This is a genomic window from Arthrobacter sp. TmT3-37 (assembly GCF_054510835.1).
Window position 1 is genome coordinate 1 of the sequence record NZ_JBTNDU010000007.1, and the last position, 14,478, is coordinate 14,478.

The 14,478-nt window shown below is 63.7% G+C and carries 13 protein-coding genes; 6 read left to right on the forward strand and 7 right to left on the reverse strand.

Going from position 1 to position 14,478, the window contains the following annotated elements; genetic code table 11:
* Positions 1–666 precede the first annotated feature (666 nt).
* Both ACX80U_RS10505 and ACX80U_RS10510 read right to left on the reverse strand, forming a co-directional pair.
* The gene (locus ACX80U_RS10505) at positions 667–1,476 is read right to left on the reverse strand and encodes a GAF and ANTAR domain-containing protein (protein ID WP_459268353.1); all 810 of its coding nucleotides are present in this window, start codon (positions 1,474–1,476) and stop codon (positions 667–669) included.
* Positions 1,477–1,835: 359 nt separating this feature from the next.
* The gene (locus ACX80U_RS10510; RefSeq protein WP_459268354.1) at positions 1,836–2,672 is read right to left on the reverse strand and encodes an alpha/beta fold hydrolase; all 837 of its coding nucleotides are present in this window, start codon (positions 2,670–2,672) and stop codon (positions 1,836–1,838) included.
* A gap of 449 nt (positions 2,673–3,121) precedes the next feature.
* Here ACX80U_RS10510 and ACX80U_RS10515 point away from each other — a divergent pair, with 449 nt between their 5' ends.
* Positions 3,122–4,255 carry a glutathione-independent formaldehyde dehydrogenase gene (locus tag ACX80U_RS10515; RefSeq protein ID WP_459268355.1) on the forward strand — a complete coding sequence of 378 codons (1,134 nt, stop codon included), beginning with the start codon at positions 3,122–3,124 and terminating at the stop codon, positions 4,253–4,255.
* A 775-nt stretch (positions 4,256–5,030) separates the two neighbouring features.
* On the opposite strand, the gene ACX80U_RS10520 is transcribed toward ACX80U_RS10515, so the two are convergent.
* The 3 genes from ACX80U_RS10520 to ACX80U_RS10530 form a co-directional block, all read right to left on the reverse strand.
* Positions 5,031–5,342, reverse strand: coding sequence for a DUF3040 domain-containing protein (locus ACX80U_RS10520; protein ID WP_459268356.1), 312 nt, complete (start codon positions 5,340–5,342; stop codon positions 5,031–5,033).
* Positions 5,343–5,630: 288 nt separating this feature from the next.
* On the reverse strand, positions 5,631–6,407 hold the full coding sequence (locus ACX80U_RS10525) for a hypothetical protein (protein ID WP_459268357.1): 777 nt from the start codon (positions 6,405–6,407) through the stop codon (positions 5,631–5,633).
* A gap of 155 nt (positions 6,408–6,562) precedes the next feature.
* On the reverse strand, positions 6,563–6,985 hold the full coding sequence (locus ACX80U_RS10530; RefSeq protein ID WP_459268358.1) for a DNA/RNA non-specific endonuclease: 423 nt from the start codon (positions 6,983–6,985) through the stop codon (positions 6,563–6,565).
* A gap of 307 nt (positions 6,986–7,292) precedes the next feature.
* On the opposite strand from ACX80U_RS10530, the gene ACX80U_RS10535 reads away from it, so the two are divergent.
* Positions 7,293–7,643, forward strand: coding sequence for a histone-like nucleoid-structuring protein Lsr2 (locus ACX80U_RS10535; protein WP_459268359.1), 351 nt, complete (start codon positions 7,293–7,295; stop codon positions 7,641–7,643).
* Positions 7,644–7,685: 42 nt separating this feature from the next.
* Complete coding sequence (locus ACX80U_RS10540) at positions 7,686–8,315, forward strand: hypothetical protein (RefSeq protein ID WP_459268360.1); 630 nt, start codon at positions 7,686–7,688, stop codon at positions 8,313–8,315.
* Positions 8,316–8,396: 81 nt separating this feature from the next.
* Here ACX80U_RS10540 and ACX80U_RS10545 read toward each other — a convergent pair whose 3' ends face one another.
* Positions 8,397–8,978 (reverse strand): dihydrofolate reductase family protein, encoded by a 582-nt coding sequence (locus tag ACX80U_RS10545; RefSeq protein WP_459268361.1) that lies wholly within the window; start codon positions 8,976–8,978, stop codon positions 8,397–8,399.
* 797 nt (positions 8,979–9,775) lie between these two features.
* Between ACX80U_RS10545 and ACX80U_RS10550 the strand changes: the two genes are divergently transcribed.
* Together ACX80U_RS10550 and ACX80U_RS10555 are read left to right on the forward strand one after the other, a co-directional pair.
* Positions 9,776–10,864: a hypothetical protein gene (locus ACX80U_RS10550; protein WP_459268362.1), complete on the forward strand. Its 1,089-nt coding sequence runs from the start codon at positions 9,776–9,778 to the stop codon at positions 10,862–10,864.
* 247 nt (positions 10,865–11,111) lie between these two features.
* Positions 11,112–11,876 carry a GAF and ANTAR domain-containing protein gene (locus ACX80U_RS10555; protein WP_459268363.1) on the forward strand — a complete coding sequence of 255 codons (765 nt, stop codon included), beginning with the start codon at positions 11,112–11,114 and terminating at the stop codon, positions 11,874–11,876.
* Positions 11,877–12,354: 478 nt separating this feature from the next.
* Here ACX80U_RS10555 and ACX80U_RS10560 read toward each other — a convergent pair whose 3' ends face one another.
* Positions 12,355–13,389 (reverse strand): LacI family DNA-binding transcriptional regulator, encoded by a 1,035-nt coding sequence (locus ACX80U_RS10560; protein WP_459268364.1) that lies wholly within the window; start codon positions 13,387–13,389, stop codon positions 12,355–12,357.
* Positions 13,390–13,484: 95 nt separating this feature from the next.
* Here ACX80U_RS10560 and ACX80U_RS10565 point away from each other — a divergent pair, with 95 nt between their 5' ends.
* The gene (locus ACX80U_RS10565) at positions 13,485–14,423 is read left to right on the forward strand and encodes a carbohydrate ABC transporter permease (RefSeq protein WP_459268365.1); all 939 of its coding nucleotides are present in this window, start codon (positions 13,485–13,487) and stop codon (positions 14,421–14,423) included.
* The last annotated feature ends 55 nt before the right edge of the window (positions 14,424–14,478 follow it).

The following is a 14,478-nucleotide window of genomic DNA, read 5'->3' on the forward strand; positions in this document are numbered from 1 at the left end:
TCGCGAACCTCAACCATCAACCCGAGGCGACAGTGAGATGAGGCCGAACCAGGGACTGCGGTAACGCACACAACCAATTATCAGCCTGCTTAGTTTTCCAAGGATAGTGCACCGTTCCGGCCGAACGAAACAACGACCTCGTGTGTCCCGCTGACGCTCTCGTCCTGTCGGGGATGAGATGAGTTGCGGCCGGTGATCGTAGCCATTGAGCAATGGGGGACGCTCGTTGATCCTCAGCCCTCGTCGCGGCTTTGGCGCATGCCCGAGCCAAACGAATCACTATGAGCCGCATCCGGCAGACGATGGCCACCCCGGGGGACACCGGCGCAGGATCATGCCGTTTTCGCCGCGATTGCCGCGAGTGCCGCCCTGCATCAATGCACGCCGACCTGCACCCGTTGCATCAACGCCTGCCTCGCGGGAGAGGGTTTGTCGCACATGACTGCCTGCATCCACAGGGGTTAGGACTGCGCAGACCCGTGCCGTCGTCTGGTGGACATTTCACCCGCCGCACCGACCCGACCGACACCCTGATCCTTCAGCTCCTGCTGACATGCCGCACTGCCGGATCTACGCTGACACCCGCAAGAGCGCCGAACTGGCTCTGCAGCACGTCCCTCAACCATCCAACACCACCCCCAGAGGGCCACCAGAGTCACAGTCCTGTCAGGTGAGAGGTGGGGTGAGAATGTCGGAATTCCCGGGGGCGGGGTTACCCACCCCATCAATGATGGTCTGAGCGAGGGCGCGGAGTTTGATGTTGCGGCTGCTTGAAGCTTTCCGGAGGATCGCGAAGGCTTCCTCCTGACTGCAGTTGTTTTGCGACATGATCACGCCGATTGCGGTATCGATGATGTGGCGTCTTTCCATAGCAGCCCGCAGATCAGCGCCGGTATCGGTCAGCTCAGCAATCCGTACGGCAATCCGCATGGACTTCGAGGCCTCCTCGGCGAAGCGGCGCGCGAGGTTTCGATCACGCGGCGCGAAGGCGTCCGTGGTCGTGGAGTAGAGGTTCAGTGCGCCGGCTGATTCTCCTGGGAGCAGGATCGGGGAGGCGAGCACGGAGCGGACACCGAAGTCTTCCATAGCCTTTCGGTACCCGGACGACGAGGGAAGGGCGTCGACGTCCTCGATGTACACCTCACGTTCCTCACGTGCCGCTGCCAGGCAGGGACCGTCGTCAAACCCGTACTGAGATTCGTCCATCCGCTGCGCGAGGTCGTTACTGCTCGAGACCGTCGCTGCCCTGCGCGGTCGAAGGAGTGTGATCCCACAGAACATCTCCCCACCATAGGAGCCGATGACCTCGACGGCGGTACAGGTGAGGAAGTCCAGGTACTCGACAATGTCACTGCTGTCTGCGACCAGGTAATGCAACCGGGCATGCAGCTCACTGTCACTGCTGGACAGATCCAAACGGCTGGCCCCCTCGCCGGCATGGGGTGGATGATCTGAAGACGAGGAATTTTGCGCCATCGTGAGCCTCACCATGTCACGGACCCGGCACCGGATGACAGGATGAATTCTTTCCGTGTCGCCCCGCCCTATGCGTGTCCTCGTTTCGTCTGCTGGATGCCGACGGATCACTCGACGCTACACCCCGTACAACCCCCTGCGGCGGGGTTCGGCATGCCAATACGGTCAGCCATAGCTGGCGCTGACCTGCTATGCCCCGGCCACGGCCCCTCCCACCGCCCGGAATCCCGTTCTATCAGACCGGTACTGGCCGGCAGTGCCGCACGAAGCAGCTTGGGACGCCAGAGGATGGGAGGGAGGGCTGCCCGGGAGGGCCCGACTCCTTCCTGCACCCCGGACACAGGAAGGAGTCCAGGGCCTTACTTGGCGAGGAAGGTGATGAGGGCCCGGTTCCATTCATCCGGGTGGCTGACGTTGCACCCGTGCGGGCCGCCGGCAATGACGTGCAGGTCGCTACCAAGCAAGGTAGCGTGGGTGCGCTGCCCGGAGCCCTCGAAGGGGACGGTCGCGTCGGCGTCGCCGTGCAGGACCAGAGCCGGGACCGTGACTTTGAGCAGGTCATCGCGGAAGTCCGTGGTCCCGAATGCTTCCATGCACGCCAGGGCCGCTTTCTTGTCGGCCTGCCGGCACAGCTCAAGGGCTTCCTGCCGCTGGGCTTCGGTGACCTTCAGCTCACCGTTGGCGGAGAAGAAATCGGTGGTGAACCCGTCGTAGAACGACTCCTCATCCTTCGTCAGATCCTTGGTCATGCCAGCGGCTGCATCCTTGGTGAGAGGCCCGTCGGGGTTGTCCTCGCCCTGCATCATGAACGGCGGGACCGCGGAGGCGAACACGACGCTACGAATGCGCTCCGGGCTGTACTTGGAGAAGTAGCGGGCCACTTCTCCCCCGCCCATGGAGAACCCGACCAGGGTCGCGTCCCGCAGGTCGAGCTCCTCGAGCAGGGCCTGAAGATCCTCGGTCAGTGTGTCGTACGTGTACCCGGTCATCGGCTTGTCACTGCGACCGAAACCGCGCCGGTCATAAGTGATCACCCGGTACCCGGCAGCCCGCAGCGCAGGCACCTGATTCTTGAACGCCTCCCCGGACAGGGGCCACCCGTGGATCAGGACCACGGGGCGACCGGTTCCACCAGTGTCATCGACGTGAAGGTTGGTGTTCCTGAACAGGCCGTGGTGAGCGACGATCTCCGTCATAGGGGTTTCTCCTTCTGATGCTTGTGCTGTCGGTGACGCGCCGTGAGCGCGTCTTTCACCCTAGATATTCGTCAGCAGGCTGTCTTTCGGATGGGTGCAGGTTGCGATACCGCAGGACGTGTGATGGTCCGCTGGGCAGGCGGAGCTGATGGTAGGACCTGGATGCGCCGGAGCTGAAGGGCGTTCTGTCAGGGTTGGTCGAACCATGCCGGAGCGTCAAGCAGCGCCGGGCAGCTGGTGCCCCTTGACCTCTCTGCGAGGTGTCGCGTTGACTCATCAGTAGGCTTAGTATTTGGTCAAGAAGCGGCTGGATGCTGAGCAGGGCCGCCGCGACGCACTGCCTCCCTGAGATTGAAGGTAGTGCGGCGCGCCGGTCAAGCGGCCCGGCAGCCTGGGCCCGCCCGGATCCTTGAGTGATCGGGCCGATCTCCAGTAGAGGGAGTTTTCCTATGAAGGCAGTAGTTTTCAAAGCACCGTACGAGCTGTCCGTCGAGACCGTCGACGACCCGACCATCCAGGGCCCTCTGGATGCGATCATCCGGATCACGACAGCGAACATCTGCGGATCCGACCTACACCCCTATGAGGGTCGCAGCGAGCTCGACGCCGGCATGGTCCTCGGGCACGAGAACATGGGCGTCGTGGAAGCCATCGGCGCAGGCGTCGACCGGATCAGCGTTGGCGACCGCGTGTCGGTCCCCTTCAACCTCGCCTGCGGTACCTGCCGGAACTGCAACAACGGATACACCTCCGCGTGCTTGCGCGCGAACCCGTCCGGGCAGCCCGGCGCCGGGTACGGGTACCCCATGATGGGCCCGTACTGGGGCGGCCAGGCCGAACTGCTCCGTGTGCCGTGGGCTGACTTCAACCTCCTGAAACTGCCGGAGGGAACGGAGAACGAGAACGACTTCACGATGCTCTCGGATATCTTCCCCACCGGATACCACGCCACCGAAATGGCGATGGTCACCCCGGGGAAGTCCGTAGCCGTGTTCGGGGCAGGACCGGTCGGACTGATGGCCGCGCACAGCGCGTTCCTGCGAGGAGCATCCCAGGTCTTCGTCGTCGACAAGGAACCGGACCGCCTTGCCCTGGCCGAGCAGATCGGCGCGACCGCCATCAACTTCGCCGACACCGACCCCGTGGATGCGATCATGGACGGCACCGACGGCTTCGGCGCCGACTGTGGTGTTGAAGCTGTCGGGTTCCAGGCCCACGACCACCACGGCGAGGAGCGCCCCGAAATGGTTCTGGATAATCTCGTGAAAGTCGTCCGGGCCACCGGGCACATCGGCGTCGTCGGTGTCTATGTGCCAGAGGACCCGAAAGCCGCGAACGAGGACGCCCGGCAGGGGCGGATCGGCTTCAACTACGGGGAAGCGTTCACCAAGGGCATCAGCATCGCCGGCGGCCAGTGCCCGGTGAAGAAGTACAACCGGGAACTCCGCGACCTCATCATTCGCGGACGGGCGAATCCGTCCTGGATCGTCTCCCACGAACTCTCCCTCGACGACGCCGTGGACGCCTACTCACGGTTCGACAAGCGCGAGGACGGCTGGACCAAAGTCCTCCTCCACCCGTGACACATCCACCTGCACCTGAACCTCAGAGGAGAGGACGATTATGAATAGCATTCCCTCGAGCGGCGGTGACGCTTCTGATTCTGGTGCGGGTCCAGGCGGATCGGCGGGCTGGGCTTTTTCCGATGAGGAGGCAGCTCGTGACGCAGGGCTGATTCCGCCCGATCCGTCCACCCATGCGGCAACTTCCGGATCCAATGCGGACGAGATCGTCACCCGGTCCTCGGACGAACCCGCCGATGATCCCGATGCCCCCGCCAACCGCGGATACGGCGGCCCGGGTAGTAACGCCAGGCAGGACCACAGGTCCAAGGACACAAACGGCGAGCAGGATGTTGAGGTCGATCGTCGGAACGAGAATCCGGGCGCGGCTGTCGAGGAATCCGGGGATCAAACGGTGGACCTGAACCAGTACCCGGCTCAGCCCGGAGTTGGTCGCGCGTCCGACGGCGCCGACAGCACCGGATACCAGAACGACGCCGACCCACCACGGACCTAGTGCTCGAAAAACTCAGGGTCGCACTCCCTGTCCCCCATCAGCGCCCTAACAGGTGCTGATGGGGGTGGTTCTTTGTATGTGAAGGGCCCGATGTAAGTCTGCTCAGCTGCCACCGAGACCGTAGCGCAGATGATGCGGGGCGGGGCGTCGTGGTCGTCGCTTTCCATCGCGCAGGCGTTGCACGCTGGTCCTGCGCCGGGGTGCTCTCACCCTGGGGCGGATGGCCATTATCTGCCGAAAACAGCTCACCGGCCCGCCCTCTCAGAGCAGGATCTGGCGTCAGGGTGTCGTCGGTTGTTCGTCGTCGGGATTCCCCGGCCTGTGGAGGCGGTCCACTGCGACGCAGATGATGATCAAGCTGCCAACCGCCATCGGAAGCAGTTGTGCCAGGGCCCCGATGATCAGAAGCCACACACCTACGGTGAGAACGGTGATCAGGATCAGGGTGCGACCGACCGCCGCCGGCAGGAAGTCTTCCGTCAGCTGTTCAACCATCGTGGTGTCCAAGTCGGTATGGGTATAGGGAAGGTCGTCGGCGAGGACCCGCTCGATCTCCTCCCAGGCCTGACGTTCATGCTTGGACAAAGACATGACGATTCCTTCTGACGGTGTATGTGTCAACACCTACTCCACCGGACCCGTCGACCAGATACATCAAGCGATTCGATGAAAATTCGATGAACAGCGGGGTGGACTGCAGAAGCGCCCACCCGAACCGCGATCGGCCTGATGGTGCAAGCCCGCATGGATGAACGTGATCGGTCGCGGAGCATCGCCGACCACGTTCAGAAGCGCCACACACCCCGTAGAGGGTGTGCGGCGCTTCTGTGGACGCACGCGCATGTGCGCCGTGAAACTGTGCCGTGAAGCCGGGACTGATTAGCCCTTGGTTGCGCTGCGGCGGACCATGTAGGTGCCGCCGGCCGCTGCGGCCAGGACGAGGCCACCACCGAGGGCGATCATGCCGGCGTTGGTGCTGCCCGATTCCTGGGCGACACCGGTGTCGGCTCCACCCTGGGGCATGGCGCCCATCTGGGTGGCGGTCAGCGTGCCACACAGTGCCGGCGAGGTGGCGCCGAGCGGGAGGTCGGGGTTCAGGTCGCTCGGGGAGGAGAAGACCTCGGTCGAGACGCCTGCGGTCGCGGGATCGAGGCCGTGGACGACGACGACAGCCGTGCCGGACTCCAGCGATGCCTTAGTGGCGGCGTCGAGGGTGATCTCGCGCTGGACACTGTAGGTGCCGCCCTGGCCGCCGAGCTCGAGGTTCAGGCCCTCGGCAGGGGTCGTGGCACCGCTGGTGGTCAGCGTGGTCTGGATGCCTCCGTACCCGCCGGCGCCTTCGGTGACGCTGATGATGCCGTCAGCGTTGGTGTCGTTGGCCGGGGTCGGGCAGACACCCTGGGCGCCGCCGTGGATGTGCTGGACGTGCGGGTACGGTCCGTCCATGAAGGTCTCGGCGAGACCGGAGACCTGCAGGTTGACCATGGCCTTATCGCCGGTGACGTCGACGGTGATCGTGCCGGTGCCCGTGGTGCCGTTGAGCTGGCCCAAGGTCGAGGAGTAGGACGCGTCCGCTGCCATGGCGGATCCGCCGGACAGAGCCAGGGCGCCGAGGGCGAGGGTGGGAACTGCGAGCAGTCGCATGGTGTTCTTCATCAGGTGAGTCCTTTGCTGTGCGAGTGAGCACACCTTCCTCAGTGTGCTCACTGTGGTTCGGACCACATTCAAATCCGGACTGGAACCCTTCGAAAAATAATCGTACCGAAGCTCGCAAGCATGTGTTCCGCGGGTTACCGTCAGCGAAGAAGGTCTCATCGCAACCCCCGGGGAAGGGTTTGCATCATCGCGGTGGCGGCTTCGGCGCGGGTGTCCCCCCATACAGCTGATGCCCGGCGGACGAGGTGTCCGCGGTCGATGTCGTTGCGCGCGTAGACCCGCTCCCCCGTCTGCTGGTCCTCAGGTAGCCGCGGATCCAACCGCCACTCAATTCCCGACCGGTCGAGGTCCATGAGCTTCGCTCCGTTGATCCCGAGCGCTGTGACAGCGGCTAGGCGTTTGTCCGGTCGCATCAGCACCGAGAAGTGCGTATACGGGAGCAGGACCGTCTCGACCTCGGCCAGTGCCGGCACGGGCACCGGAACGCCGAGGAACTGCTCGTCGAACCCCTCACGATCAGCGAGACTCGCAGCCGTGGCAGCGGGCGCGATTTCAGGTGTGGGCAGGGTGGCATCCATCCGGTGAAGCTACCAGCGGCAAGTGACACCACGATGAACAGATTTCCCTACATCTCCATCAGACCGGCCGCGACGATGACAGGCCCCCAGCCAGCAGAAAGACCGCCATTGCAGCCCACACTGTAGCCAGCCTGAACCACGAGCCGGCCGCGTCACCAACGCAAAAGCCGGGTACAACTGAGCGCTGTCACGCTGTCACTCAATAGCGAGAAGGACGAGAAGGCTGAAAATGTGCATACTTCCATTCGGTTCGAGTGAATAGGAGGGGAATCATTTATTAGTAGCGAGTATTTTCAGGAGTAGAACAATGGCGCAGCGCATACAGGTGAACCTTGTGGACGACCTAAATGGGGAGGAAGCCCAGGAAACCGTCCGATTCGGTATCGATGGCACCGACTACGAGATCGACCTCACCACGGAGAACGCGGAGAAGCTCCGGTCAGCCCTGTCCGAGTACGTCGAGAAGGGCCGGAAAGCGAAAACGGGCCGCCGCGGACAGAGCGGCCAGGGCGGGCAAAGTTCCCCCTCGGCGCCGAGCAAGTCCAAGCGGGAAGAAACCCAGAAGATCCGCCAGTGGGCCCAGGACAACGGACACAACCCCAGCTCCCGCGGACGCATCACCCAAGCTATCGTCGACGCCTACAACCAAGCCCACTAGAACTCGACCTAACGGTCACTCGGCTGGCAGGAGGGCGGGGCAGTGGCGGAACTCAACACCCGAACAGCGGGAGCGGACGCGCGGTGGGCGAAAGCCGGACGGTATGCGCAGGGCTTCGCCGACAACGGGATAGGCGAAGCACTGCGGATCTACTACACCCGCTACTTCCCCGCCGGCGTCGTCCTGTACATCGGCGCCCTCGCCCTGGTCGGCACTCTCCTCTCCGGCGACAACCCCATAGAGTGGGGTTTCATTGTGCAGGTAGGCGCACTCCTCTTCGCACTGTTCGCAGCGATCGCTGGGTTCACCTACAACGCTAAGCGGATCAAGCCCCGCGCCGAACTCGGCAAAAACCTGTCCATCACCATCGGGCTCGAAGTCGATGAACAGATGTACGTGAAGCGGGTCATCAGCGGCAAGGAGCCACCACCCCAGGATCCGGTCCGCCTCATAGTGGCCCGCTCAGTAGCTGTTCAAGTTCGGAAGACCAACGCAACCAATCTGTTGGTCGTACCCATGTACTCCTACTGCCTGGGAAGCATCCCCGGGGCGTTGTTCTTCTTCTGGATCATCATCGTCGCCGTCTTCCTCCTCGCAGCGGTCCTTCTCTTCCGAGACTTCCGACGCGCAGGGCGGTTCCTCGCTGCCACCGCACCTCCGAACATGACCTAACTCCCGATCAGCATGACAACCGAGTGACCCCGAACAGTATCGTGCTCACTCGGGAGCCAAGCGGCTAAGAAAAGATGACCATCAGGGCGTAGCAAGGTACCGGATTTTTACGAGCTCCGAGCCGGCCAGAATGCTCGCGTCGACCAAATGAAGGCCTGCCCTGGGCCCGAAGTAGAGCTTGTTTCCCTCTCCGAGGAGTGCAGCACCGACCAGCACGATAAGTTCATCCACGAGCCCCAGCTCGAGCAAAGGACTCCACGTCGTTGCACTGCCGAACATCACCAAATCACCACCGCCGCGCTTCTTTAGACTGATGAGTTCCGTAGGAGCTGCGGACCGCGGGATGATGCGGGTGGTGTGCGCCCATGGCGCGTCCCGATCCTCCACCATCGAGTCGCTGATAACGAGCTTGGGTAGCGTCATGACCAAGTGCGCGATGTCATGCTCACGCTCGTTCGCGGACGAGTCTGCTGCGACCGCCGACCAGAAGTCCCAATTCTCCGTAAACCACGTACTGCCGTACACGAGGGTGCCGGCAGTGCGCAGCAGCCCGAGATTATGGGTATTGAACGCATCCTCGAAAGGCATCACACTCAGGTCACCATCGCGGCCCTGAAAATAACCGTCCACTGAGGTGAGGACCGAAACCACGAGCCCGCTCATGCGGTGAGCGTACAACTCCCCCGCCAGCACCGAAAGACAGTTCGTCTGGAACTTAGGTCATCCATCTGAGGGCGGGTAAAGCCCGAAGGGTAGAGCTCAAAGCCGTCCACCTGTCGGTGAACCGCACCTGCACTCACTGCACTTCGATTGTGGCAAGCGCACCTATCCACGTCCCGACAGAGGCAGCACCCGCAGCTCGTCAACGGCGTCGCGAATGAGTGGTGCACAATCGGTGGTGGTTTCTGCCCACCCTCTGCACGTGATGGGTCCGGAGTGTTAGGGAGTCTTTAGTCCTTGAGGGGGGGCGTCTTCGAGGAGGGTTCTCAGTCCGAGGTTGCCGATGTTCAGGACCTCGAATTCCAGAGCAGCGCCGGTCGTGGTGTCGGTGAGCTCCACAACGCGAGCAGTACCACTATGGCTGCGCGTGACAGCGAGAACGTCACGGTCGATGTGTGCGACGAGGTCAAGGTCCTCCCACCCGCCGACGAGCCCGGTCTTAGAACGTCCCAAAACGTACAGACGCGTGGGTGAGAGCGCGAGCACGATCGACGGGTAGGTGCCCTGCTCGGCGCTGTTCGCCCGCCGGCCGAGGAATCCTCTCCAGTAACCGGTATTGCGACTACTGCTGGCGGAACTCGCCCGCGACACGACGACAGTGCCAGCGGTGCACCACGGTCGATCACCTCAACATTGACGGGCTGTGTAAACGGTGCCGGGCTACCGACGCCATCAACGCACTCTTCCATCTCGCGCTCGAGCACGAGTCGGCCCGCCGATCATCACATCAGGCAGCATTGGTGAGCCTTCGCCGTCATCTGCTGGCAGCTGACCCGCAGTACGTCCTACGGCTCATCCGAAGCAAAGCTGCCTGGACCGTCCTCGAGACCGCGTTAGCATCACCGGGCACCCTCACCCATGAGGTGCTCGACGAGCTGGGAACACCGCGCGCGGTCTCGCAGGTACGCTCCCTGCTCGTTGAACACGCGATCCTTCCCAAACGCGATGAATACGCCCACAGGCTTCGGACGTGGACCGCCACGCAGATCATTTCCCTGCCGCATTCCTCCGATCAGCTCGCCCTGCGGCAGTTCGTGCGCTGGCGTCAGCAACGCCGCACCCGACCGGGACCCCTGACAAACATCACCGCGGCCAATGACAAGCGCGAACTGCGCCTGATCCTTGACCTCATCAGCCACCTCAACGCCTCCAACCAGACCGTGTCTACCGCGGATCAGGAGCTCCTCGACCAGTGGGTGCTCCGAGCACCGAGTGAAGCATTCCGGGTCCGCCGCTTCCTGCGCTGGAGTGCCAGATCCGGCACCAGCGGGCCCCTGATACCACCGCGCTTCGGCGGTGCCACCGGCTTCAACCTCGGCGGAAGCATCGGAGCGAACAACGAGCAAGCCCTCCAACGCGCCCTCAGCGACGACACCCTGAACCCCAGGACGCGCCTAGCGATCATCCTGACCATCGTCTACGGGATCCGTGTTCACCGCATTGCCGCACTTCGCTTGGAAGACCTCAGCGTCAACAAAGGAACCGCCGGCGTGCACCTCGGAACCGTGCGGCTCGAGCTACCAGCAGCCACTACCCCGTGGATCAGAGCGCTCCTGGCCGGAGTACCAACAAAACGTCGCTTCGGCGGCTCGATTCACCACACCACCTGGATATATCCCGGCTACCAACACGGCGAGCACCAGCTACCCTCCAGTCTCGCGGCGCACCTGCGAACCTATGGCGTTTCCCCCGTCACCGCCCACCAGGCAGCCACCGCGGGCATCATCACCCAGATCCCACCCGCAGTTGCAGCGCGCATCCTCGGCGTCAGTCTCACCACCGCCGCCGGCTGGCAACGACTTACGAGCAGCCAGCCCACCTACCGCTGACCAACGCCTGTTGAACCAGCCGCACTCAAAATCACCTGATCTGAACCAGAACCCTGACAAGACGGAGCGGCACTGACCAGGGAAGGGCAGAACCTCACTAATCCACCACCCCCGGTTTGCCGGCCTCCGCGTAGACTGGGTGGACTGTTCAGCAGAGGGCAGTACAGGAAAGAGTTCTTTCTGATGGTGCCCACGCAGGCCAGGTCCGCATCCTTTGGCGGAGCCCGTGACCCCCAAGGGACCCACGATGAACGATCCGTTCACCCCACCCACAGCAACCACCCCACAAAACACCGACACCACAGGTGCTAGTGATGACGCCCTGCGCCACCGGCTGCACGCCTCCGTCGCCGCGAGCACGGACCTCCTGGCGTACCTCGACTCCCTCACCAGCACCGCCGTCGACGTCCTGAGCTCACACGAGCAGGAAGTGTTCTGCGGAGTCACCCTCATCCAAGCGAACAAAGCGACCACTGTCGCCAGCAGCAGCGACCGGGCACGCCGCATGGACGAAGTCCAATACGCGTTCGGCGACGGACCCTGCCTCACCGCCGCGCAGGAAGAACGCGAAATCTACGTTAGCGACATCGAGGACCTCCCCCAATCCTCGAAGTACCGCGCGGCCATGGAAGACCACGGTGTCCACTCCGTCCTGGCCACACCGATCCTTCTCCCCGCAACCTCCTATAGTGCCTTGAACCTGTACTCGACAGAACCGCAGGCTTTCAGCGACGCCGCACGCGGCCTGGCCCGCACCTTCGCCACCCACGCGTCGACCCCGCTGAAACTCGCGCTCACCGTCGCGGACCTCGCCGAGACCGGAACCGACCTTCAGTCCGCTATGGAAAGCCGCCGCACGATCGACACCGCGGTGGGAGTCCTCATGGCCCAGAACACCTGCTCCCGGGACCAAGCCATCACCATCCTCCGGCAGACAGCCATCACGCGGGGCCTCAAACTCCGCGACCTCGCCCACTCCATCGTCACCAACACCACCAACGTCCCCGACTAACACCCCTCCTGAACCACACCACACGCGGCCTTCACCACGGCAGACCCCCAGAACCACGAAGAATTCGGCACCCTCGAATCCCGCACCATACCGATCGACCACGAAGAGTTCGCTGCGGGAGAACTGCTGGTCTTTTCATGCGCAGGATCAACCGCCGTGCTGGTTCGCTCTCGTGTTCTCAATCCCTGGAACTGCAGGCCGTGCCGGCGTGCTACCGCCCATCCCTCAGCTTCACTGCTCTCTCATACCAACGACTTCGCAGTACCGCCGAAAGGTGTCATATGCGCTGTTATCGGCACGAGCTTCGCGCCCACCAGCACCATCACGACTTGGTCCTGGCGGAACCGAACGCCTGTATGTCGCCGCAACTACGCGGATCCTGAACGCGACTGAGTCTGAAGGGTCATCCACCTGTGGGAGGGCGGCGTCCGAACGGTAGAGCCCAAGCCGTCCATTTCGGCGATGCCCGGGGTAGCAACTAGATAGCCAGCGCCGCGGTGCTCTCCCGCACCACCAGCCGCGTCGGAACGAGTTCCCGCCCCGGCTCCGTCGAGTTCTCCCGCATCTGCTTCAGCACCTTGTCCACGCAGCGCCGGCCCACCTCCGCGAAATCCTGGTGCACCGTTGTCAGGGGCGGGCTGAAGGACGTGCTGTCCGGGATGTCATCGAAGCCCACGATCGAGACGTCCTGCGGCACCCGGATGCCCTTCTCGTGGAACGCCCGCAGCACCCCCAGCGCCATCTGGTCGTTGCCCACGAACACCGCCGTGCACTCGGAGGCTGCCAGGGTGAGTCCGGCGAGGTAGCCCGAATCCGCCGACCAGTCCCCCCGCAGCAGCGGCGGCTCGGCGCAGCCCCGAGCGGCCAGAGTGGTACGCCACGCATTGACCCGCCGCTCGGAGGCGAAGGACGCCGACGGGCCGGCAACATGCCACACCGTCGCATGCCCCAGGTCCAGCAGGTGCTCCACGGCTTTCTGGGCGCCATCGGCCTGGTCCGTGTCGATCACGCTGTAGCCGTCGCTCGCATCGGAGTCCACCACCACGGCGTGGACGCCGGGCGGCAGGGACACCGTGGCGGCGTCGAGCAGGTGGACCTCCATGATCACGATGATCGCGTCCACCGCCAGCTCGTTCAGCCGCGAGAACGCCCCCCGCACGCCGGCCTGCGTCGGCGCCGAGACGGGGATCAGCGTGATGGCGTAGTCCTCCTCCGCGGCACGGGCGGCGATGGCCTCGAGCGTGCGGACGTTCCCGGTGGTGGACAAGGTGAAGAGGATGACGCCGAGCGTCCGGAAACTCCCCCGCTTCAGGGCCCGCGCGGCACTGTTGGGCCGGTAGCCCAGCTCGTCCATCGCGGCGATGACCTGCTGCCGCGTCGACTCGATGACGCCGGGGCTGCCGTTGGACACCCTCGAGACCGTCTGCGCCGAGACGCCGGCCAGGCGGGCGACGTCGGACATCGAGACGCGCCGGTCCTCACGGACGAGGTGTTGACGCGATGGAGTGGACATGTGACCATCGTAACAACAATGTTTACGTAAACATCCTGCTCCAAGCCCTGCTATGTTTACGCAAACATCACCGACAGAGTCAGAAGGATCCACCCATGACGACGGCGTCTCCCCCACCGGCCGTGTTCGGCACGCAGCCGAAGCCCGCCAAGCGAGCGCAGAAGCGCCCCCAGAAGCGCTCCTGGTCCGGCTGGCTGTTCATCGGCCCGTTCATGGCGGTCTTCGCGCTCGTGTTCCTGGCACCGATCGCGTACTCGATCTTCCTCAGCTTCTTCCGCAACCAGCTCGTCGGCGGCAACGGCTTCGTGGGCCTCGCGAACTACAGCCAGGCCCTGCAGGACCCCCAGTTCTGGTCCTCGCTCCTCCGCGTGACCCTGTTCCTCGCGGTCCAGGTACCGGTGATGCTGCTGATCGCCCTGCTGGTGGCCCTGGCCCTGGACAGCGGCAGGCTCTACGGGAAGTCCTTCTTTCGCATCTCGATCTTCCTGCCGTACGCGGTGCCCGCCGTTGTCGCCAGCCTCATGTGGGGCTTCATGTACGGCACGCGGTTCGGCCTGGTGGGCAACATCAACAGCGCCCTCGGCATCAGCCTGCCGAATCCGCTCTCCCCGGAACTGATCCTCGCCTCGATCGGCAACATCGTCACGTGGGAGTTCATCGGCTACAACATGCTGATCTTCTACTCCGCCCTCCGCGTGATCCCGAAGTCCCTCTACGAGGCCGCGGAGATCGACGGCGCCAGCCAGTTCCGCCTCGTCACCGCCATCAAGCTCCCGGCCATCCGCGGAGCCCTCGTAGTGGCCGGCATCTTCTCCGTGATCGGCAGCTTCCAGCTCTTCAACGAGCCCGCCATCCTGCAGAGCCTCGCGCCGAACTCCATCTCCACGTTCTTCACCCCGAACCTGTACGCCTACTCGCTGAGCTTCTCCGGCCAGCAGTACAACTACTCCGCCACCGTGGCCATCATCATGGGTGTCATCACCATGGTCATCGCCTACGCCGTGCAGCTGCGCGGCATGCGGAAGGAAAGCTGACCATGAGCGTCGCCGTCGAACCCACCCGCACGGACAAGCAGAGGACCAGGCAGAA

What these genes read in the sequence shown, in the direction of transcription:
- ACX80U_RS10505 (WP_459268353.1), bottom strand. Translation starts at nt 1,476, where the DNA reads ATGGCGCAAAATTCCTCGTCTTCAGATCATCCACCCCATGCCGGCGAG.
- ACX80U_RS10510 (WP_459268354.1), bottom strand. Translation starts at nt 2,672, where the DNA reads ATGACGGAGATCGTCGCTCACCACGGCCTGTTCAGGAACACCAACCTT.
- ACX80U_RS10515 (WP_459268355.1), top strand. Translation starts at nt 3,122, where the DNA reads ATGAAGGCAGTAGTTTTCAAAGCACCGTACGAGCTGTCCGTCGAGACC.
- ACX80U_RS10520 (WP_459268356.1), bottom strand. Translation starts at nt 5,342, where the DNA reads ATGTCTTTGTCCAAGCATGAACGTCAGGCCTGGGAGGAGATCGAGCGG.
- ACX80U_RS10525 (WP_459268357.1), bottom strand. Translation starts at nt 6,407, where the DNA reads ATGAAGAACACCATGCGACTGCTCGCAGTTCCCACCCTCGCCCTCGGC.
- ACX80U_RS10530 (WP_459268358.1), bottom strand. Translation starts at nt 6,985, where the DNA reads ATGGATGCCACCCTGCCCACACCTGAAATCGCGCCCGCTGCCACGGCT.
- ACX80U_RS10535 (WP_459268359.1), top strand. Translation starts at nt 7,293, where the DNA reads ATGGCGCAGCGCATACAGGTGAACCTTGTGGACGACCTAAATGGGGAG.
- ACX80U_RS10545 (WP_459268361.1), bottom strand. Translation starts at nt 8,978, where the DNA reads ATGAGCGGGCTCGTGGTTTCGGTCCTCACCTCAGTGGACGGTTATTTT.
- ACX80U_RS10555 (WP_459268363.1), top strand. Translation starts at nt 11,112, where the DNA reads ATGAACGATCCGTTCACCCCACCCACAGCAACCACCCCACAAAACACC.
- ACX80U_RS10560 (WP_459268364.1), bottom strand. Translation starts at nt 13,389, where the DNA reads ATGTCCACTCCATCGCGTCAACACCTCGTCCGTGAGGACCGGCGCGTC.
- ACX80U_RS10565 (WP_459268365.1), top strand. Translation starts at nt 13,485, where the DNA reads ATGACGACGGCGTCTCCCCCACCGGCCGTGTTCGGCACGCAGCCGAAG.